The organism is Streptosporangium sp. NPDC000509 (genome assembly GCF_042898365.1).
Lineage (GTDB): Bacteria > Actinomycetota > Actinomycetes > Streptosporangiales > Streptosporangiaceae > Streptosporangium.
The window spans coordinates 390,440-409,124 of record NZ_JBIAYX010000003.1; the positions used below are offsets into that span (position 1 = coordinate 390,440).

An 18,685-nucleotide genomic window follows, 5' to 3' on the forward strand; every position below is an offset into this window, starting at 1 on the left:
GGATCACCGGCTCCCGGGACGGGAGCCTAGGGCAGCGTGCTCGGGGTCCCGCCCGCCGCCGAGGCGTGGGCCCGCTCCCCCGCGAGCCGCGCCAGCTCGTGCAGCAGGCGCAGGGCGTCGTCCGGGTCCACCCCCTCCGCGAACCGCGAGAGTACGGGAGCCCGATCGGGACTGTTCGCCAGTGCCGCGAGCATCAGCCCCGCCACGTGTTCGTCCCGTGAGCGGCTCGCGGTGTAGCGAAAGGCGTTGCGTACGGGGGCCCTTTCCAGCAGGCCCTTCCTGACGAGACGCTCGGCGACGGTCTGCACCGTGGTGTAGGCCAGGCTCCGTTCGGCGTTCTGGTTCAGCATGTCCTGCACCTGGCGAACCAGCATCGGTTGCTTGCAGCCCCACAGCACGTCCATGATCGCGCGTTCCAGGGATCCCAGGTTCACCCGCGGCCACCTTTCGAGGGTCGCGCCCGGCTGTGATGGCCCTGGAACATGTACGGGCACGCGGCCAGGCAGGTTCACACATGAAATTTTGTCACATTGTCACTTAAATCAACCGATGCTTCCATAGCTGATGAATTACAGCAGAATCTTCTGTTGTGCGTTCACGGAAAAAACTCCCCGGGAATGTGGCCGAAAAGAACGCGCCGCCACCGGGTCCGGCCGTCCCGGATGCCGGTCGTGTCCCCGGACGGTCATCACCCCGCCGACGGACGACCCCCGGAGCGGCTTTATTCGGCCCTGGAGGCCACGAACCACCCCGCCCGACCAATGATGATTACCAAGGCGCTACCAAGCGCCACATAGCGCCCACAGCCCCGTACAGCGCCCTTTTCTCAGCGAAGCCCTCGAAGTCGGCCGACAACCCGTCTCCGAGACAGGCTCGATACCTGGAGGTTCGGTAGACGGAGATGCGGCTTTCCTGAGGTGACTTTCCGGGGAGGCTCCCGCAGCCGGACGCGACGCGCCTTTGAAAGGTCTGTGTCTCTCAGTAGGCCGGAGTGACGGCCCTGGGGCGCCTGCGGCGCATCACCCAGGCCGCGATGATGCCGCCGATCAGCCCGAACAGGTGCCCCTGCCAGGAAATGCCGTCCTCGCCGGGAAGCACGCCCCAGATGATCGAGTAGTAGGCGATCGCCACACCGACACCGATCACGATGTCGAGGGGCCGACGGTCGAACAGCCCTCGGGCGACGACAAGACCGAAATACCCGAAGACCAGGCCGCTCGCGCCGACCGTGACCGCATACGGCGAGCTGGTGAACCAGACACCAAGCCCGCTGACCAGCACGATGATCAGGCTGGCCCCCAGGAAACGGGCGATCCCGCGCAGCGCGGCGAGGAACCCGAGAACCAGCAGGGGAAGCGAGTTGGCCATCAGGTGGCCGAATCCGGCGTGCAGGAAGGGGGCGAGGAAGATGCCGCCCAGACTGTCGGGATTCCAGGCCCGGATGCCGTAAACGTCGAACTCCCCCGGCAGGACGTAGTCGGCGATCTCGACCACCCACATGACACCGACCAGGAGGACGTTGACGATCGCGGCGCCCAGCGCGCCCGCGGCCAGATCTCCCGCCCTGCGCTTCAGAAGATCGCCGGAGGATCGGCCGGTGGGGGTCGTTCCGGTCGCGTGGTCGTTCATGCACTCTCCTGGCCTTTGGAGCGTCGGCGTGAATGTCAAGTGCCCTCGCCACACCTGTCCACACCTTTACCGTACGCACTCCTGGCCGTGAATGCGCCGGGCGCGGCCCCTCGGATCGCGCCCGGCACACGGTTTCCCTCCGATTCCCGCCGATCCCGGCGCTACTCGCCCGCCCACCGGGGAGCGCGCTTCTCGGCGAAGGCCGCCGCCCCCTCCATCGCGTCCTTGGACGCGAACACCGGATTGATGATCTCTCCCTGCTTCGCGAACATCTCGTCACGGCTCCAGTCCGCCGACTCCACGATCACGCGCTTGGTCGCGGCGAGCGCGAGCGGGGCGTTGGCGGCGATCCTGCTCGCGAGCTCGACGGCCGTGGCCAGGGCCTCGCCCACGGGCGTGACATGGTTGACCAGGCCGAGCTCGTACAGCCGGGAGGCGGGAAAGTGGTCGCCGGTCAGGGCGATCTCCATCGCGACGTGATAGGGGATGCGCCGCGGCAGCCGCATCACGCCGCCCGCCGCCGCGACCAGCCCTCGCTTGGGCTCGGGGAGCCCGAACTTCGCCTCCTCGGAGGCGATGATGATGTCGCAGGCCAGCGCGAGCTCGCAGCCTCCGGCCAGGGCGTAGCCCTCGACGGCGGCGACGAGCGGCTTCTTCGGCGGCGCCTCGGCGATACCGCCGAACCCCCTGCCCTCCACGACCGGGAAGTCCCCGGTCAGGAACCCCTTCAGGTCCATGCCCGAGCAGAACGTTCCGCCCGCGCCGGTGAGGACGTAGGCCGCCACGTCCTTCCGCTCCTCCAGCTCGTCCATCGCGGCCGCGAGGCCCCGAGCCACGGCGCCGTTGACCGCGTTCCTGGCTTTGGGGCGGTTGATCGTGATGACGGCCACGCCGCCGTCGACTTCGACCAGAACCTCGTCAGACACCGGATGACTCCTACTTGGGCTGGAAGCGGATACCACCGTCGAAACGGATCGTCTCGGCGTTCATGTAGTCGTTCTCGATCAACGAGCGGACCAGGTGCGCGAACTCGGAGGCGAGCCCCATGCGCTTGGGGAAGACCACCGGAGCCACCAGCTTGGCCTTGAACTCGTCGGCGTTGGGCGAGAAACCGTAGATCGGGGTGTCGATGATGCCGGGGCAGACGGTGTTGACACGCACGCCGATCGCGGCGAGGTCACGCGCGGCGGGGACGGTCATACCGACGATGCCGCCCTTGGACGCCGAGTAGGCGACCTGGCCGATCTGTCCCTCCAGCGCCGCCACCGAGGCGGTGTTGATCACTACACCGCGCTGACCGTCCGCGTCGACCGGCTCGGTCTTCGCGATCGCGGCGGCGCCGATGCGCATGAGGTTGAAGGTGCCGATCAGGTTGACCTCGATGACCTTGCGGTACGAGGCCAGGTCGTGGGGCGAGCCGTCACGGCCCACGGTCCGGCTCGCCCAGCCGATGCCCGCGCTGTTCACCACGACACGCAGCGGCCTGCCGGTCGCCACGGCCGCGTCCACAGCCGCCTGCACCTGGTTCTCGTCCGACACGTCGGTCTTGACGAAGACGCCACCGAGTTCGTCGGCCAGTGACTTGCCGCGCTCCTCGTTGAGGTCGGCGATGACGACGAGGGCACCCTGCGCGGCGAGGTCGCGGGCCGTGGCCTCACCGAGACCGCTGGCACCGCCCGAGATGATTGCTGCTGCTCCGTTCACGTCCATGTGCGGACTTTAACGCGCGGACCGAATGAAGTTCTACTCGGGGTAGGGTAAAACTCGCCGACGCTAGATCTCCCCGACGGCACTGCTCACGTCGGGATAGACCTTGATCCGCCGGTCGAGGCCCGTCGTGCGGAGGATCCGGGCCACCGGAGGCTGGGGTGCCGCCAGGCAAACCCCGCCGCCCTCGCCCGTGGCCAGCCGCCATGCCTCGATCAGCACGGACAGGCCGCTGGAGTCCATGAAGGACAGGGCGGTGAGATCGAGGACGAGCCGCGCGCCATCCAGCTTGATCGCGTCGCGGACCTCGTCTCGCAGGAAGGGAGCGGTGAACAGGTCGAGCTCGCCCTCGACAGCCACCACCACGGCGTCACCGACGGCGCGGCGAGCCAGCCGTAGCTTCATCAGTCCTCCTCGCGCCCGAAGGGCAGATCCACTTTACTTCGCCCGCACTGCACGCGAGGTCATGCGCGATTGTTCACAGGAAGTTCGTATGGCACGAGCCCCACGACCGGAGGCGCCGCCGTCAGGGGGCGGCGAAACCGTACGGCAGTTCGAGCCGGTGGGCGGCGAGGAGGCTCGCGTCGGCGAGGATCTCACGGGTCGGCCCGTCCGCGGCGATCACGCCCCCGGAGAGGATGAGCGAGCGTTCGCACAACTCCAGCGCGTACGGCAGATCGTGGGTGACCATCAGGACGGTCACGTCGAGCCTTCGCAGGATCTCGGCCAGCTCGCGCCGGGAGGCCGGATCCAGGTTGGAGGAGGGCTCGTCGAGCACCAGGATCTCCGGCTCCATCGCCAGCACCGTCGCCACCGCGACCCGGCGGCGCTGGCCGAACGACAGGTGGTGCGGTGGCCTGTCGATCGTCTCCAGCATGCCCACACGCTCCAGCGCGTCCTTGACCCTCCGCTCCAGTTCCTCACCCGCGACGCCCATGTTGGCCGGGCCGAAGGCCACGTCCTCCCGGACGGTCGGCATGAAGAGCTGGTCGTCGGGGTCCTGGAAGACGAGCCCGACCCGCCTGCGGATCTCCCTGAGCGACTCCTTGCCGACCGGCAGTCCCGCCACGGCCACCGTGCCGTGCCCGGCGGTCAGGATGCCGTTGAGGTGCATCACCAGTGTGGTCTTGCCCGCGCCGTTCGGCCCGAGCAGCGCGACCCGCTCACCGCGCTCCACCCGAAGGTCCACACCGAACAACGCCTGCGTGCCGTCCGGGTACGCGTACGCCAGGCGGCTCACCTCCAGCGAGAGCGGCGCGGGCGGCGGGGACGAGGCCGGCACGGGCCGCGAGGACGGCACTGTCACACGAACCCCCAGCTCCCGAGTAACACGGCGAGTGCCGCACCCGGCAACATACCGGCGACGAGCCACTGCCGCGAGGCGGCCGAGAGGTCCTGGATCACCGGCATCACACCGGTGTAGCCCCGGCTGAGCATCGCGAGGTGCACCCGCTCGCCCCGCTCGTACGAGCGGATGAACAGCGCCCCCGCCGATCTGGCGATCACCGGGATGTGCCGCACGTCCCTGGCCACGAACCCGCGCGACTCCCTCGCCACCCGCATCCGGCGCATCTCGTCCAGGATCACGTCCATGTAGCGGAGCATGAACATCGCGATCTGCACCAGCAGCGGCGGCAGCCTCAGACGCTGGGCGCCCAGCAGTATCAGCCGTGGCTCGGTGGTGGCCGCGAGCAGCACGCTCGCGACCACGCCCAGGGTCGCCTTGGCCAGGATGTTCCAGGCGGCCCACAGGCCGGCGACGCTGAGCGAGAGCCCCATGAAGGTCACCCTCTCGCCGAACCCGATGAACGGGATGGCCAGCGCGAACACCACGAACGGGACCTCGACCACCATCCGCCGCAGCACGAACCCGGCCGGGATCCGGGCGAGGGCCGCCACGACGGCCAGGAGCGCGGCGTACAACCCGAAGGCCCAGAACCACTCGCGCGGGGTGGCGACCACCACCACGGCGAACCCGGCCACCGCCGCCAGCTTGCACTGGGGCGGCAGCCGGTGCACGAGCGTGTCGCCCGGCCGGTGGAGCTGGTGGTGGTGGCCCGATCCCACTAGGCGGACACCTTCTTGTCGCTGTCGTCGGAGCCGGTGCCGTCACCGTGGTCGCCCCGGCGGCGCACGGCGTAGAACACCCCGCCGCCGACGGCGAGCGTCACCCCGACGCCGATCACTCCCGCCGCGCCCACCGGGATGCCGCCCACGTCCCCGTAGTCGGCGAGCGGCTGCTCACCCAGCGAGTGGTCGGTCGCCTGGTCGCTGAAGCCCTTGTCCTCGGCGACCCACTCCAGGCCGTCGGGCGAGGAGGAGGCGTAGAAGCTGACGACGCCCGCCAGCAGCGCCGCCACCGCGATTCCCGCGGGCAGGAACCAGCCGGGACGGCGGGCGGCGACCGGCGCCTGAGCCCCCTGGGATCCGGGGGGTCCGGGGGATCCGGGGGTGACGATCACGTCGCCGTCCGCGCCACGCAGGACCAGCGGCGCGACGATTCCGCGGGCGCCGTAGACCAGGTCTGGCCGGATCGCGAGCACGGTGCTGACGGTGACCGCGGTGATCAGGCCCTCCCCCACGCCGATGAGCAGGTGCACGCCGCCCATCGCCGCGGCGACCGTGCCGATCTCGATGGGCGCGGTGCCGCCGATCCAGAACAGCAGGGTGAACGCGAGCGCCGAGGCGGGCACCGAGAGCAGCGCCGCGACGAACGAGGCCGCCACCACGACGCCCCTGTTTCGCACGCTCCGGGTGATCAGGAGGAAGACACCCCACCCGACCAGCACGGCGACGAGGCCCATCAGGGTGATGTTGACGCCCAGCGCGGTCAGCCCGCCGTCCGCGAAGAAGAACGCCTGCACCAGGAGGACGACGGCCACACACAACACCGCCGTGTAAGGGCCGACGAGTATCGCGGCCAGCGCACCGCCGAGAAGGTGCCCGCTGGTCCCCGCGGCGACCGGGAAGTTGAGCATCTGGACCGCGAAGACGAAGGCGGCGACCAGTCCGGCCATCGGAGCGGTGCGGTCGTCGAGTTCGCGACGGGCGCCGCGCAGGCACACGGCCACACCGGCGGCGGCCACCGCCCCCGCCGACACCGAGACGGCGGCGTTGAAAAAGCCATCGGGTACGTGCACTACAAGCCTCCGAAATGCGGATTTGCCCCTAACTTTAGGCCATGGGCTTGTAGTTGCAAGAAGGTGGCATTAACGCACGATACGTCTGATGAAAGTTCTGGGGCCGAGGGTTCGAACCACCGTGCTGAGCCTGCCCTTCCCCGCCGTGGCGTAGGGCCTGACACTCCACCTGACCGCGCCACGCCACCACGTGCGCGGATGCTCGATCGCCTCGGGCATCGCCTCGATCCTGAAGCGCGCGGGCGGCCCACCCAGGTCGAGCTCCAGGTAGGCGTCCCAGGTGCCGGGCCCCAGTCGCCCCATCGCCTGGGAGGCCGTGAACGCGCCGCCCTCGCCGACCGTGACCGGCTCGCGCCGCTCCCGGCTCGACTCCCGCTCCCGCCAGACCAGAAAGCGCACCGCGTCCGCCGCCGGAGCATCCGTGCCCACGCTGACCTCGCCGTCGAGCACCAGCCGGTGCCCGGCGGCCCAGCGGGCGCGCACCAGCCGCACGCTCCCCGGCACCGAGACCACGTGCCCGCCGATGTCGAGGCTGAGGTTGCCGTACGGGTGGGTGAAGTACGGAAGGGCGACGACGGCGACGACATCGCCCACCACGCGAGGCGCGGGCGGCGCGATCGGCCCCTCCCCTTCGGTGCCCAGACGCGCGAGCCGGGGCACCCCCTCGAAGACGACACTCACGTGGACGTCCCAGATGCCGGAGGACAGGGTGGTGACGTCGACGGTCCCGGTGAACCCCGCGCAGTCGCCGTCCACCGGAACCACGACCTCGTCACAAGGGCCGACACCCGTGTGCCGGCGCCGCAGCACCAGGGCGAGATCCCCGCCGGTGATCTCCGGGCTGCCGTAACGCTCCAGCGTGCTCAGCGCCACCTTGCCCGAGATCGCCAGCCGCCCCTCCCGTTCCCGCTCCCAACGCAGCGCGGTGAGCTCCCGGCGGACCGAGGCCGACTCGATGTGCGCCAGCCGCACCAGGCGGTCGATGTCCTGCAGGGCGGCGATCCGACTCCGGTCGATCGCCGGGAGCCGCTCGCGGACCCCGTCGGTCAGCCACCGCTCGCACATGTCGGCCACCTCGGCGACGATCTCCTTGCGCGTGACCTCCCCGGCGTCCAGGAAGGGCCTGCCGAGGTTACCGAAGGCGTCCATCCGGAAATGACGCCGCAGGAGGTGGTCGCGGAGGTCTCCCGGACGCACGTGGGCGAGCATCAGCTCGACCGGCCGTTTGATCATCCGCAGCCAGGAGACCGGATCGCGGCTTCCCGGCCGCTGCATGATGCTGGTGCCGTCCGGCCGGGCGACCAGGTGGTAGCAGTCGTAGTCGGCGACCACCGAGATCACCTCCGCGTGGCAGTAGGCGTGGGTGGTGAAGACGACGTCCTCCCCCACCAGGAGCGTCTCGTCGAAACGGATGGCGTGCCGCTCCAGCATCTCCCTGCGGAACAGCTTGAAGCAGCTCAAGCTGTTGTAGACCGCGCTGTCGCCGAGCGGCACCCGCTCGGCGTTCTCCTTGAACATCGAGATCGGCACCTTGCGGTCATGCCCGACGATCTTCCCGAGCACGATGTCGGAACCGTTGCGGTCGGCCATCGCGAGCATCCGCTCCAGCGCCTGAGGGCCGAGGTAGTCGTCCGCGTCGCAGAAGAAGACGTATCTGCCGCGCGCGTGGGAGAGCCCGACGTTGCGCGGGCGCCCGGCGCCGCCCGACGCCTCCTGCCTGACGACGCGGATCACACCGCGGTGGCAGGAGGCGTAGAGGTCGAGCAGCGCGACACCGCCGTCGGTGGAACCGTCGTCGACGACCACCACCTCCAGGGCGACGCGCTGGATCAGCAGCGACGTCAGGCATCTGTCGAGATAGGGACCGCAGTTGTGCAGGGGAACGATCACGGTGACGTCGATGTCGGACCGAAGCGCCTCCTCGCTCGTGATGTCATGGCCACCCCGCTCCACACTCGTGACGCCGTGGCCGCCCCGCTCCATGCTCGTGATGTCACAGCCACCCCGCCCCGTGCGGACTCGCTGGAGGATCGTTACTGTCACCGCCGCGCCCCTCGTCGGTCACTCTCCGCTTATCTAGCGTCTCAGTATGTGACAAAGGGACGCCCGTACGGGGCGAATCTCCAGGGTTGCCTCCCCAACCCGCCGACACGAGAGACCGTCCGGGGAGTTAAGCCCCCGTTTCCTCCGCCTTGCCCCATCAACCATCCAGTGGATTCCGAAGGGGCCGTCCACCGATGATTCTCGGAACATGACAGTCATCGAGATCGACGGCCTGAGGAAGAGCTACCGGGACGGCAAGGCGGTGGACGGCCTCTCCCTGAAGGTGGAGCACGGGGAGATCTTCGGAATCGCCGGCCCCAACGGAGCGGGAAAGACCACGACCGTGGAATGCGCGTCGGGACTGCGGCGACGGGACGGCGGCACCCTGCGCGTACTGGGGCTGGACCCCCAAGACGATCGGCGCGCGCTGCTGCAACGCGTCGGCGTCCAACTGCAGGAGGCCGCCCTGCCCGACGCGATCAAGGTCGGTGAGGCGCTGCGGATGTACGCCTCCTTCTACGACAGGCCCGCCGACTGGCGGAAACTCATGGACGAGTGGGGACTGGCGGACAAGAGGAGCACCCGCTTCGCGGGGCTGTCCGGCGGCTGGAAACAGCGGCTGTTCATCGCGCTGGCCCTGGTCGGCAACCCGGAGGTCGTCTTCCTCGACGAGCTGACCACGGGCCTGGACCCCTCCGCCCGCCGGATGACCTGGGGCCTGATCCGCGACATGCGCGAGCGCGGGGTCACCGTCGTTCTCGTCACCCATTTCATGGACGAGGCCGAGGCCCTGTGCGACCGCATCGCGATCATCGACCGGGGTCGCGTCGTCGCCGAGGGCGGCCCACGCGAACTGATCACGAAGGGGCGCTCCGATTCGCTGGAGAACGCGTACTTCGCCCTGACCGGAGGGGAGACGACGTGAAAGGCATCACGCGAGTCATCGCGGTCGAACTCAAACTGATCGTGCGTGATCCGATGTCGGGGTTCTTCGCCCTCGTCTTCCCAGCGATCATGCTGTGGGTCAAGACGCGTACCGGCAAGACCCTTCCCGGCGGGCTGCCGGTCATCGACGCCACGGTGCCGATGCTGAGCGTCTTCGTCATCGGACTGGCCGGGCTGGTCGTCCTCCCTGCCACGCTGGCGCAGTACAGGGAACGCCGCGTCCTGAAGCGGCTGCGCGCCACTCCCGCCTCACCCGCGATGCTGTTCGGTGCCCAGTGGGCCGCTCACACGCTGGTGGCCGCGATCGGGACGGCGTTGTTGATCGCCATCGGACTGGCCGTTCTCGGACTGTCGGCGCCGGCCGACACCACGGGCTTCCTGCTGGCCTGGACACTCGGCGCGCTGAGCCTCGGCGCCATCGGTCTCTTCATCGGCGCTCTCGTCCCGAACGGCCGCGCCGCGACCGTGATCGGGCTGAGCGTGTTCTTCCCGATGGTCTTCCTCTCCGGTGCCATGATCCCCCGGGAGACCATGTCCGGCTCGATGCGCGCCATCGGCGACCTCACCCCGATGGCCCCCGTGGTCGAGGCGATCCGCGCCGCGTGGGAGGGCGATGCGATCGCCCCGGTCACCCTGGGGCTCATGGTGGCGACGGCCGTCGTCGCCGGCGGCGTCGCCGTCAGGGCCTTCCGGTGGTGACCGGCGCCGACCTCGACACCTCACGCTGGGATCACGCCCGGCTCGCCCTGCCGTACGTGTTCCTGCTGCTTCCGACGGTCTTCTCCCTGCTGCGGGACTGGAGGCCGGAGGTGCTGGCACTCGCGGTGCTCGCCGGAGCCTGGCACTGGTTCATGGTGACCTCGCACCCCGCCTGGACCGAACGGCCGATCGCGATGGCCGTCTACTTCGCCGTGACGCTCGCCGTCATCGGGACGTTGATCGGAATCGACACGATGTTCACGGTGACAGGCGTGGGGGCGTTCATCCAGGCCTTCACCCTGCTGCCCGGCAGGTGGGCGTACGCGGGTGTGGCCGCGACGGCCGGTGTGCTGGTCACCGTCACCCCTCGCCCCGGACGCTCCCCGGCCGAGATGCTCTACGCCTTCCTCGTCGCGACGCTGGTCGCCTCCGCGATCGGCCTGCTGATTCGGATCGTCTCCGACCAGAACGACCAGCGCAAAGCGATGATCCTTCAGTTGAGGAAGACCGGCGCCGCACTCGCCGCGGTCGCGGAGGAGAACGCGGACCTGCAGGCCCGGCTCCTGACCAGCGCTCGTGAGGCCGGCGTGCTCGGGGAGCGGCAGCGGATGGCGAGGGAGATCCACGACACCATCGCGCAGGGCCTGACCGGCATCCTCACCCAGCTCGAAGCCGCCGACGACGCGCTCGACGACATACCGGTCGTCCGCGCGCGCCTGCACACGGCACGCACCCTGGCCAGGGAGAGCCTGAACGAGGCACGGCGATCGGTCCAGGGGTTGCGTCCGGCACCGCTGGACGAGGCCCAGCTCGCCACCGCCCTTCACGATGTCACCACCAAATGGTCGCGAACCACCGGCAAACCCGCCTCCGTGTCGGTCACCGGAGACCCCCGGCCGCTGCACCCGGAGGTGGAGACCACCTTGCTGCGGGTAGCGCAGGAGGCGCTGGCCAACGTTTCGCGACACGCCCTCTCGGCCACCCGGGTCGGACTCACCCTGTCGTACATGGAGGATGTCGTGGTGCTGGACGTGCGCGACGACGGATGCGGCTTCACCCCGGGAACGGCGGACGGTTCGCTCCCGGGCGGTTTCGGCCTCATCGCGATGCGCCAGCGAGTCACCCGGCTGGCCGGTGAGTTCGTGATCGAGACGGCCCCCGGCCAGGGAACGGGCATCTCGGCGACCGTCCCCGCCATTCCTCCCGCCGACACGGACGCGGACACGGACACGGACACGGACGCAAACACGGACGCAAACACGGACGCCGACGCGGGCCCCGGCTCGTTCGGCCACCACCGAAACCACCGAAACCACCGAAACCACGGAAACCACGGAAACGCGGTCTGAGACATGCCGATTCGTATGATCATCGTCGATGACCACCCCGTCGTCCGCGACGGGCTGCGCGGGATCTTCACCGGCGACGACGCCTTCGAGGTCGTCGGCGAGGCGGCCGACGGACCGGAGGCCCTCGCCGTCGCGCTGCGGACGAGCCCCGATGTCGTGCTCATGGACCTGCGCATGCCGAAGATGAGCGGTGCCGAGATCATCCGCCGGTTGCGTGAACAGACGCCCGGCATCCACGTGCTGGTCCTGACCACCTTCGACGACGACGCCGACGTCCTGCCCGCGATCGAACAGGGCGCCACCGGCTACCTGCTCAAGGACACTCCGCGTGCCGAGTTGCGTGACGCCGTACGGGCGGCGGCCCGCGGCGAGACGGTGCTGTCCCCCTCGGTGGCCGGCGTGCTGGCGCACAGGGTGCGCACCCCGAGGCAACGGGTGCTGAGCCGCAGGGAGACCGAGGTGCTCGGCCTCATCACCCGTGGCGCGACCAACCGCGAGGTGGCCGCGAAACTGTTCATCACCGAGGCGACGGTGAAGACGCATCTGCTGCACATCTTCGCCAAACTCGGCGTCAACGACCGGGCGGCCGCGGTCGCGGCGGCCTACGAGACCGGCCTGCTCAAACCGGCCGTTTCAGAGTGAGCGTCCCTGCCTCCGAGGTTTCGCGACCGCTGGACGTCCGCCCGCGCCCGCCGAAGCTCACGCAGGAACCGAGCGGGAATCCTCCGGGAACCGCGACGTGCCGACGCCCCGGGTAGAGGAACAGCCCGAGGCTGACCAACTCCAGAAAACCGGTCTCAAGGAGCTATCGGGTCACGCGCTGCCCGGCCCGAGGACCCGTCCGGCCGATTCCCATCCCCATTCCAACACTCGCCGGCCGATTGCCACCCGGCACGCTACCGAACACCCACCCCGTGATCGCATAACCGGCCTTTAGCGAGAATCGGCACCACCTTCGCACCCGAATGATCACTCCCAAGCCTGAGGCCTGATCGTCGCCCTCCGGCGGAACCCACTCGGACACGAGGTCGTTGCATTCCTTGGTGACCCCGCTGGGGCAGCTCTCGTGAAGGAGTCGGACGATCATGAGCTTCTTTAAGTCCAAGGACAAGGGACAGGAAATCACCGAGACCGTCGAGCAGGCTCGGCAGGCGCACGCGGAAGGACGCAAGGTCTTCGTGTCCCGCCTTCGGATCGACTACAGCGGTTCCGGGGCTTCCTCAAGCCCTGAGGCGGCCGATCTGATCGAGGGGATCGAACGTGAGGGGTGGGCGCTCAGTCACGTGTCGGAGAGTGTGTACGCGGACTCCGTCACACAGATGACCTGCATCTTCCGCCGCGGGCAGTCATAGGGCTCTGTGCGGTGGGGCGGCTGGGCGCGATGCGCGGGCAGCCCGATTCTCGCCACCGTCCGATGGCGTTCTTCCGCTCGGGCCGATCTACCGGCGCGTCGGCCACCACCGCGACAGGGTCATCACAGAAGTTCTGGGCGAGACGCCCAAGACGGCCATGAAGAAGTCCGGTGGCGATCGCGCGGCGCGTTCCACGCCTCGCGCTTTAAGGTGAGACCGTGAGCCGAGGGACGAATCCCGCCGACGCCGACCTGGCAGCGCTCGTCGGGATCGTCGGGATCTTGGTGGGCATCGCGATGAGCGTGGCGACCGCCCCCGTCCCCGGGTCGCGCCCCCCGACGTGATCGCCTACGGTCTCGCGGCCGTCATCGGCGGCCACGCTGGAGGTATTCGATGATTCACCCTCCCGGCCCGCACCTCGTGCCCCGGCGTACCCCCCTCGACTCAGAGGAGAGGGCCCGGGCCGAGGCGAACTTCACTTCCCTGGTCGTTCAGAACCTCGTCACCAACGGGCGCTTCAGGATAACCGCCGACACTCCGGAGATGGTGGAGTTGTGGCAGAGGGTCGCCCGCCACGCGGGTGACATGCTCCAGCGGCCCGTGGTCAGCTACGCCAACGGCAGATACATCGTGATCACCTTCGACCAGAAGGAGACCCCGCCGTCCGGGACGTCCGCCCGGCACACGAGCGACCACCGGACGTCGTCCACGTAGCCGATCCCCCTTGACCGGTGGAAGGTCAGGTCAACAGACCACCGACATCGACCGAGCGGACGTTCGATCACCGTCAACCGCTTCGGTGATCAGCCACCGCGCGATCGCGACCTGTACAGCTGTGATGGCTGCCCCATGACCAGGGTCAGACCACCAGGCCCTGGTCGGTCCAGACGACGCCCTTGTTCCGGCACAGGCAGAAGGGGTGGCCGATCGGGTCGGTGTAGACCCGCCAGCCATAGCCGTTGGGGCCGATGACGTCCTGCCGCAGCGTCGCGCCGAGGTCGAGGACGCGGCGCTGCTCGGACTCGATCTCGTCCACTTCGAAGTCGAGGTGGAACTGCTTGGGGTGCTCGCTGTCGGGCCACTGCGGAGCGCGGTAGTCGTCCACCCGGATGAAGGCCAGCTCGACCTCACCGAACTTGATGCCGGCCCAGTTCTCGTGGCTGTCTTCCTTGATCGGGCGGCCTGTCACCTCAGAGTAGAAGGCTGCCAGCTTCATCGTGTCCGGGCAGTCGATGATGAAATCGGTGAGTTGCAGCATCCCGCGATCCTGCCACAGATCAGGACCGCGCCACGGCCATCGTGGAGGCCCCGGGAAGGCACTCGAAGTAGCACGCGAGACGGCCACGAAGAAGACCGGGGCACGCGGATGGCACGAAAAGGCAAAAAGTCCGCTTAACGATCAAAGGGCCAGGTCACCGGATGCCGGTTGACCTGGCCCTTTGTCACGAGCCGACGAGGGGAATCGAACCCCTGACCTACAGTTTACAAGATCTCGGTACGCGACCCCGTGAGCTGCTGCGTTCCAGGTCAGAGGGGGTTTCGCCTTGCCCGTGAGTCCCCGTGATTCCCCCTTGGCGCCCCTCCTGACGGGCACGCAACGGGCACGGCCTGAGAACCCGTGCGGACGCACACACCTCCCCCGCCGGATCTTCCCGTCGCCGTCGTCCCACCCTCCGGGGAGCGGGCCGGGGCCAGGGCGCCAAGGTGGAGCGCCCCACCGGACGAACGACCTTGGCGCCCTGGCCCCGGTCTGCTCGGCTCGTCCTGGGACGACGGCGACGGGAAAATCCGGCCCCAGCCACCTACGACCTCTGCCCTGGCGACCATCCCGGAGTCGGAGGCCCCCGCCGGAGGCACATGGTGTTCGAAACCGCAGAAGCCGACAGGACTCACGGATGTCGAAGGTGATCGTTACCGTGGCGATATACCTGAGGGGACGGATGAGGAGTGGTGTGGATGGAGATCACATATGCCGATGTCGCCTGGCTCGCCAGGGGCTATGAGTTGGGTGATCAGTGGTGTCTGGCTTTCGCGCGAGGGCTCGACGAGGCCGAAGCGCTTCGGCGCATGGGTGCTAGCGAGAGGAGTATCCGGCTGCTCACCTGTAAGGAACTGATAGATGAGGGGCTGTTCCCCGGCACGGTCTTAGCCGGGCGTCTAGAGGGTTGGACGGTACTCATCGAGCCGCATGGCTGGAGGGCGTCGGAGCCCGGTGTTCTACGAGCGCTGTCGGCTGGGACGGAGGCTGTGATGGTCATGCGGCAGGACCACTCGGCACATCTTTTTGGGTACGCCGTTGATGGGGAGATGGTGACCTCCTTCGACCCGATGATTCCCGCATGGCGGTATGGGAGCGACCCAGACCGCCTTGTGGACACCATGCGGGCCGTGGGCTTCGATCCCGGATACGCACCAGGAGACGGAGACGAGAGCGAAGAGGAAATCTTCGATCACCCGACGCTGGACGGTGCTCTGCTGCTCGCGTTTCGTCTGACCGGCGTCATCCTGACTCAGGACGTCTTGGACAGGTCGCTGCTGGGCGGTGCTGTCGTTTCGCGTGCCTGATGCGGCGGCGTGCCGATGGTCGGCGCGTTGATTGGTTACGGCGGGCGCGCGGGTCGGTGGAGGGCCCGGGGCGCCGCCGGCCGGGACCGGCGCCCACGCCGCACGCCCGGGCGGCGGGCGGCAGAGGGCCGGGTACGGCGGCGCGGCGCGCCGCCGCTTGATAACCATAAGAACAATTCGGCAGTGATCGCAGTACGACGTTTGTCGTGTCCCGGGACATGCTTGACAGCGACCTGCCCTGTCATCCCATCAGAGTTGACGGCGCTCGACGGTATGGTCCCGCCATGACCCTCGTCGACTGGCGGGCCAGCCCTCACCTTCTTGCCAGCATCCTGCGCCAGCACGGGCAAGCACCCGGCGCCATTACCGACACCAGGGCCGCGTGGGCGGCATTCGCAGAGTTCGCTCAAACGAAGGTTGCCGGGATCGATACCCAACCGGATTCCGACTCTGACGGGTTCATCCTGCAGTGGGGGCGCTGGTCCTGGCATGATCGCCGTCCGAGCATGAGCTTCACCCGGCAAGTGGCTGTGCCCTACAGGGACGGTCAGTTCGAGGGCTTCGTCGAACTTTGGCAGATCGAGCTAGTTCTCTTCTATGAGGACTCAGGGATGCTCAGCTCTCATTCGGACCAAGACACAGGCTTCTACTTCCCTAACGACAATGAGGAGTGGCAGGCGGCTCTTGCGGAGGCACAGGACTTTCCGCCGTTCCAAGCCGTTGCCAAAACCGCCCCGGTGAGCAGCTCCTTGACCCTGGAGCACGCCGACTAGGGTGCTCAGACGGCCGACGACCGGTATGCGCATAGGCTGATTGCCAGGTGGTGCTGAGCTGAACTCGATCCCCGAACTGATGACAATCTTTGTCGGGCTTCTCTGCATGGTCTTCCCCCATGTCTCGTACACGTACAAGCACGACAGCACGCGAGGCAAGAAGGGTGAGGTGATGCGTGATGAACGTACGAAGGACCTACGGGTCTCGATCGGTAGCCGGACGGCGGCAGCTCTCGCAACTGCGACGTTCGCATCTCTCCTGGGATGGTCGCAGATAAGCGGGGAGTCGGGTTGAGCTCAGCAACGCCTCTCAGTTTTCAAGCAGATGAGTGCCGTCGTGGTGGCGGATGGCCGGCGCCTGGTCATGGTGCATGGCGTCGAGGACGCGGATGGCAAATGCTTCGGAGGCGAGTTCTTGGACCTCGTCCGCGGTGACCCAGCGGAACGCGCGGGCTTCGTCGGTTTCGGTGAGGTGGCCGCCGATGACCTTGCAGCGGAAGACGAGGGCGACGATGCCGCGTGTCATGTTCTTGTAGACGCCGGTGAGGGTGACGGGCTCGACGTGCAGGCCGGTCTCTTCGTGGATCTCGCGGAGGAGGCCGGTGGTGATGTCCTCGTCGCGCTCCAGGACTCCGCCGGGTGCTTCCCAGTGGTTGTTGTCTCGGCGTTGGGTGAGGAGGGCGCGGCCCTGGTCGTCGATGATCACGCCTGCCACGCTGACGGAGTGCTGCGGGTGGTGGTGATCCATCGGATGTCCTCCGGGGCTGCTGATCGCTATTCTCGGACTGCGGTACACGTATGTACGAGTTGAGGAGTTGTTGGTCGTGGCCGAGCTGCCGTTTCCGGATCTGGACCCGACCAGCGATCGGGCCGTGTTCCGGCAGATCGCCGATCACATCAGGCAGGCGATCGAGCGGGGCACTCTGGCCGAAGGTGACAAGGTGCCCTCGGAAGCTCGGCTCATGCAACACTACGGCGTCGCGCGGATGACCATTCGCAACGCGCTCCAGGTCCTCCAGGGCGAAGGGCTGACGGTCGCCGAACATGGGCGCGGGGTCTTCGTCCGGTCTCATCCTCCGGTGCGGCGGCTGGCTTCTGACCGGTTCGCGCGTCGTCATCGTGAGCAGGGTAAGGCGGCGTTCATCGCGGAGACCGAGGGTGCGGGCGGGAGGCCGACCGTTGATTCCATCGAGATCACCGAGGGGCGGCCTTCTGCGGAGGTCGCCGGACTGCTCGGGATCGGCTTGGAAGATCATGTGATCGTTCGGTCGCGTCGGTATTTGATCAACGGTCAGCCGGTGGAGACGGCGGTGTCGTACATTCCGGCGGAGATCGCGCGGGGTACGCGGATCGCGCAGCCGGACAGTGGTCCGGGTGGGATCTACGCGCGGCTGGAGGAGTTGGGGTTTCGGCTGGATCGTTTTGTGGAGGAAATCCGCTCTCGGATGCCGTTGCGTGATGAGGTGCGGGCGTTGAAGCTGGCGCCGGGTGTTCCGGTCTTTCACCTGGTCCGTACGGCTTATGCCGCTGATGGTCGTGCGGTGGAGGTGTGCGACACGGTGATGTCGAGTGATGCCTATGTGCTCTCGTATGAGCTACCTGCGCGATAACGCTTGACGAACTCCTCTAGAGGAGTCATAAATGTCTTACGCGCTCACTCCTCTAGTCGAGCAGACGTCTACTGGAGGCAGGTCTACTGCGCGCGAAGCGTCGACTTGAGGGGCACACGTCATGACCGGGCAAGCATGCATTTCATGCGACGGCAAAGGGTGGAAGTACGTAAGCCAGCGGCGTGCCCTGATCGGCGGTCCGCGCGGATCGGCCCTGTCTTTCATCCGTGTCCGAGACGACTGCTCCCTGTGTCAGGGGCAGGCAGTCGCCCCCGCTCCGACCACGAGCTCCCGCGCATGAACGCCCTACCACCTGCGGGACGCCTGGCCCTCGGCGACGTCTGTTCTCCGGTGGGCGCGGCGGAGTCCTTGAAGGTGGAGCTGGAGCGGTGCGGGATCGATGCCGACGTCAACGACGGTTACGGGCTGGCCGTGGTGTCGGTCTGGACGGGATTGACCGTCTGGTCAGACGGCTTGGCCTTTTGGTGGAGTACGGGGCGCTTGGATGCCAGGCGCGGACGGGTGCTGTATGCCTGGCACGCTGCGGCGGAGCCTGACCGGGCCGCGCGGCGGGTGGCGTTCCGCTACACCGACCTTCGGAGGGCTCATCCACTGCCTGATGTGATGGCGGGGGCTCATCGTGCCGATCCTGTCTGATGAGTGCGTCGGCATCAGCCCGCACGTGGTCATGGCCCAGCGTGATCACGCTCGCTTGGAATGGCGGACGCCGGACGGGGCTTTGGAACGGGCGCACCCGCAGGCGTGGACGTGCGTGTGTCGGGCCACGATCTACGAACTTCACGTTGGCGCCGGTCAGGGGTTCATCCGGCGGACCGTTCAACGCGATGGCGGTCATGTGATCCATGAGACCCG

At 68.0% G+C, this 18,685-nt stretch carries 22 protein-coding genes; 11 read left to right on the forward strand and 11 right to left on the reverse strand.

What is annotated here, in order from left to right:
* Positions 1–26: 26 nt before the first annotated feature.
* The 9 genes from ACFY3D_RS07990 to ACFY3D_RS08030 all read right to left on the reverse strand — a co-directional run bounded on the left by ACFY3D_RS07990 (position 27) and on the right by ACFY3D_RS08030 (position 8,519).
* Positions 27–434 (reverse strand): BlaI/MecI/CopY family transcriptional regulator, encoded by a 408-nt coding sequence (locus ACFY3D_RS07990; RefSeq protein WP_350943208.1) that lies wholly within the window; start codon positions 432–434, stop codon positions 27–29.
* A gap of 544 nt (positions 435–978) precedes the next feature.
* Entirely contained in the window at positions 979–1,629 is a 651-nt protein-coding gene (locus tag ACFY3D_RS07995) for a rhomboid family intramembrane serine protease (RefSeq protein WP_389976277.1), read from the reverse strand.
* A 161-nt stretch (positions 1,630–1,790) separates the two neighbouring features.
* Positions 1,791–2,555 carry a crotonase/enoyl-CoA hydratase family protein gene (locus tag ACFY3D_RS08000; RefSeq protein ID WP_362895914.1) on the reverse strand — a complete coding sequence of 255 codons (765 nt, stop codon included), beginning with the start codon at positions 2,553–2,555 and terminating at the stop codon, positions 1,791–1,793.
* Between the two features lie 10 nt (positions 2,556–2,565).
* Positions 2,566–3,339, reverse strand: coding sequence for an SDR family NAD(P)-dependent oxidoreductase (locus ACFY3D_RS08005; protein WP_350943205.1), 774 nt, complete (start codon positions 3,337–3,339; stop codon positions 2,566–2,568).
* A gap of 63 nt (positions 3,340–3,402) precedes the next feature.
* On the reverse strand, positions 3,403–3,741 hold the full coding sequence (locus ACFY3D_RS08010) for an STAS domain-containing protein (RefSeq protein WP_350943203.1): 339 nt from the start codon (positions 3,739–3,741) through the stop codon (positions 3,403–3,405).
* A gap of 121 nt (positions 3,742–3,862) precedes the next feature.
* Entirely contained in the window at positions 3,863–4,618 is a 756-nt protein-coding gene (locus tag ACFY3D_RS08015; RefSeq protein ID WP_389976280.1) for an energy-coupling factor ABC transporter ATP-binding protein, read from the reverse strand.
* 20 nt (positions 4,619–4,638) lie between these two features.
* Positions 4,639–5,403, reverse strand: a complete 765-nt coding sequence (gene cbiQ, locus ACFY3D_RS08020) for a cobalt ECF transporter T component CbiQ (protein WP_350943201.1) — start codon at positions 5,401–5,403, stop codon at positions 4,639–4,641.
* A complete protein-coding gene (locus tag ACFY3D_RS08025; RefSeq protein ID WP_389976283.1) occupies positions 5,403–6,476 on the reverse strand; it encodes an energy-coupling factor ABC transporter permease in 1,074 nt (357 codons plus the stop codon). The genes cbiQ and ACFY3D_RS08025 overlap by 1 nt, the downstream gene beginning before the upstream one ends.
* Positions 6,477–6,545: 69 nt before the next feature.
* Entirely contained in the window at positions 6,546–8,519 is a 1,974-nt protein-coding gene (locus ACFY3D_RS08030; protein ID WP_389976286.1) for a glycosyltransferase family 2 protein, read from the reverse strand.
* A 208-nt stretch (positions 8,520–8,727) separates the two neighbouring features.
* Here ACFY3D_RS08030 and ACFY3D_RS08035 point away from each other — a divergent pair, with 208 nt between their 5' ends.
* The 7 genes from ACFY3D_RS08035 (at position 8,728) to ACFY3D_RS08065 (ending at position 13,578) form a co-directional block, all read left to right on the forward strand.
* Positions 8,728–9,444, forward strand: coding sequence for an ABC transporter ATP-binding protein (locus tag ACFY3D_RS08035; protein WP_389976289.1), 717 nt, complete (start codon positions 8,728–8,730; stop codon positions 9,442–9,444).
* Positions 9,441–10,163 (forward strand): ABC transporter permease, encoded by a 723-nt coding sequence (locus tag ACFY3D_RS08040; RefSeq protein ID WP_389976292.1) that lies wholly within the window; start codon positions 9,441–9,443, stop codon positions 10,161–10,163. The genes ACFY3D_RS08035 and ACFY3D_RS08040 overlap by 4 nt, the downstream gene beginning before the upstream one ends.
* A complete protein-coding gene (locus ACFY3D_RS08045; protein ID WP_389976294.1) occupies positions 10,160–11,512 on the forward strand; it encodes a sensor histidine kinase in 1,353 nt (450 codons plus the stop codon). The genes ACFY3D_RS08040 and ACFY3D_RS08045 overlap by 4 nt, the downstream gene beginning before the upstream one ends.
* Before the next feature lie 15 nt (positions 11,513–11,527).
* A complete protein-coding gene (locus ACFY3D_RS08050) occupies positions 11,528–12,154 on the forward strand; it encodes a response regulator (protein ID WP_389976296.1) in 627 nt (208 codons plus the stop codon).
* A gap of 443 nt (positions 12,155–12,597) precedes the next feature.
* Positions 12,598–12,864 carry a hypothetical protein gene (locus tag ACFY3D_RS08055; protein WP_389976299.1) on the forward strand — a complete coding sequence of 89 codons (267 nt, stop codon included), beginning with the start codon at positions 12,598–12,600 and terminating at the stop codon, positions 12,862–12,864.
* 218 nt (positions 12,865–13,082) lie between these two features.
* On the forward strand, positions 13,083–13,208 hold the full coding sequence (locus ACFY3D_RS08060; RefSeq protein ID WP_389976302.1) for a hypothetical protein: 126 nt from the start codon (positions 13,083–13,085) through the stop codon (positions 13,206–13,208).
* 49 nt (positions 13,209–13,257) lie between these two features.
* The gene (locus tag ACFY3D_RS08065; RefSeq protein ID WP_389976305.1) at positions 13,258–13,578 is read left to right on the forward strand and encodes a hypothetical protein; all 321 of its coding nucleotides are present in this window, start codon (positions 13,258–13,260) and stop codon (positions 13,576–13,578) included.
* Positions 13,579–13,723: 145 nt separating this feature from the next.
* On the opposite strand, the gene ACFY3D_RS08070 is transcribed toward ACFY3D_RS08065, so the two are convergent.
* Positions 13,724–14,122 (reverse strand): VOC family protein, encoded by a 399-nt coding sequence (locus ACFY3D_RS08070; RefSeq protein WP_389976308.1) that lies wholly within the window; start codon positions 14,120–14,122, stop codon positions 13,724–13,726.
* 698 nt (positions 14,123–14,820) lie between these two features.
* On the opposite strand from ACFY3D_RS08070, the gene ACFY3D_RS08075 reads away from it, so the two are divergent.
* Both ACFY3D_RS08075 and ACFY3D_RS08080 read left to right on the forward strand, forming a co-directional pair.
* A complete protein-coding gene (locus ACFY3D_RS08075; RefSeq protein ID WP_389976311.1) occupies positions 14,821–15,429 on the forward strand; it encodes a DUF6461 domain-containing protein in 609 nt (202 codons plus the stop codon).
* Positions 15,430–15,713: 284 nt separating this feature from the next.
* Entirely contained in the window at positions 15,714–16,202 is a 489-nt protein-coding gene (locus ACFY3D_RS08080) for a hypothetical protein (RefSeq protein WP_389976314.1), read from the forward strand.
* 310 nt (positions 16,203–16,512) lie between these two features.
* Here the strand turns inward: ACFY3D_RS08080 and ACFY3D_RS08085 are convergent, their stop codons facing one another.
* Positions 16,513–16,950: an NUDIX hydrolase gene (locus ACFY3D_RS08085; RefSeq protein WP_389976317.1), complete on the reverse strand. Its 438-nt coding sequence runs from the start codon at positions 16,948–16,950 to the stop codon at positions 16,513–16,515.
* Positions 16,951–17,026: 76 nt separating this feature from the next.
* Between ACFY3D_RS08085 and ACFY3D_RS08090 the strand changes: the two genes are divergently transcribed.
* Together ACFY3D_RS08090 and ACFY3D_RS08095 are read left to right on the forward strand one after the other, a co-directional pair.
* A complete protein-coding gene (locus ACFY3D_RS08090) occupies positions 17,027–17,812 on the forward strand; it encodes a GntR family transcriptional regulator (RefSeq protein ID WP_389976320.1) in 786 nt (261 codons plus the stop codon).
* Between the two features lie 297 nt (positions 17,813–18,109).
* The gene (locus tag ACFY3D_RS08095) at positions 18,110–18,469 is read left to right on the forward strand and encodes a hypothetical protein (RefSeq protein WP_389976323.1); all 360 of its coding nucleotides are present in this window, start codon (positions 18,110–18,112) and stop codon (positions 18,467–18,469) included.
* Positions 18,470–18,685 lie beyond the last annotated feature (216 nt).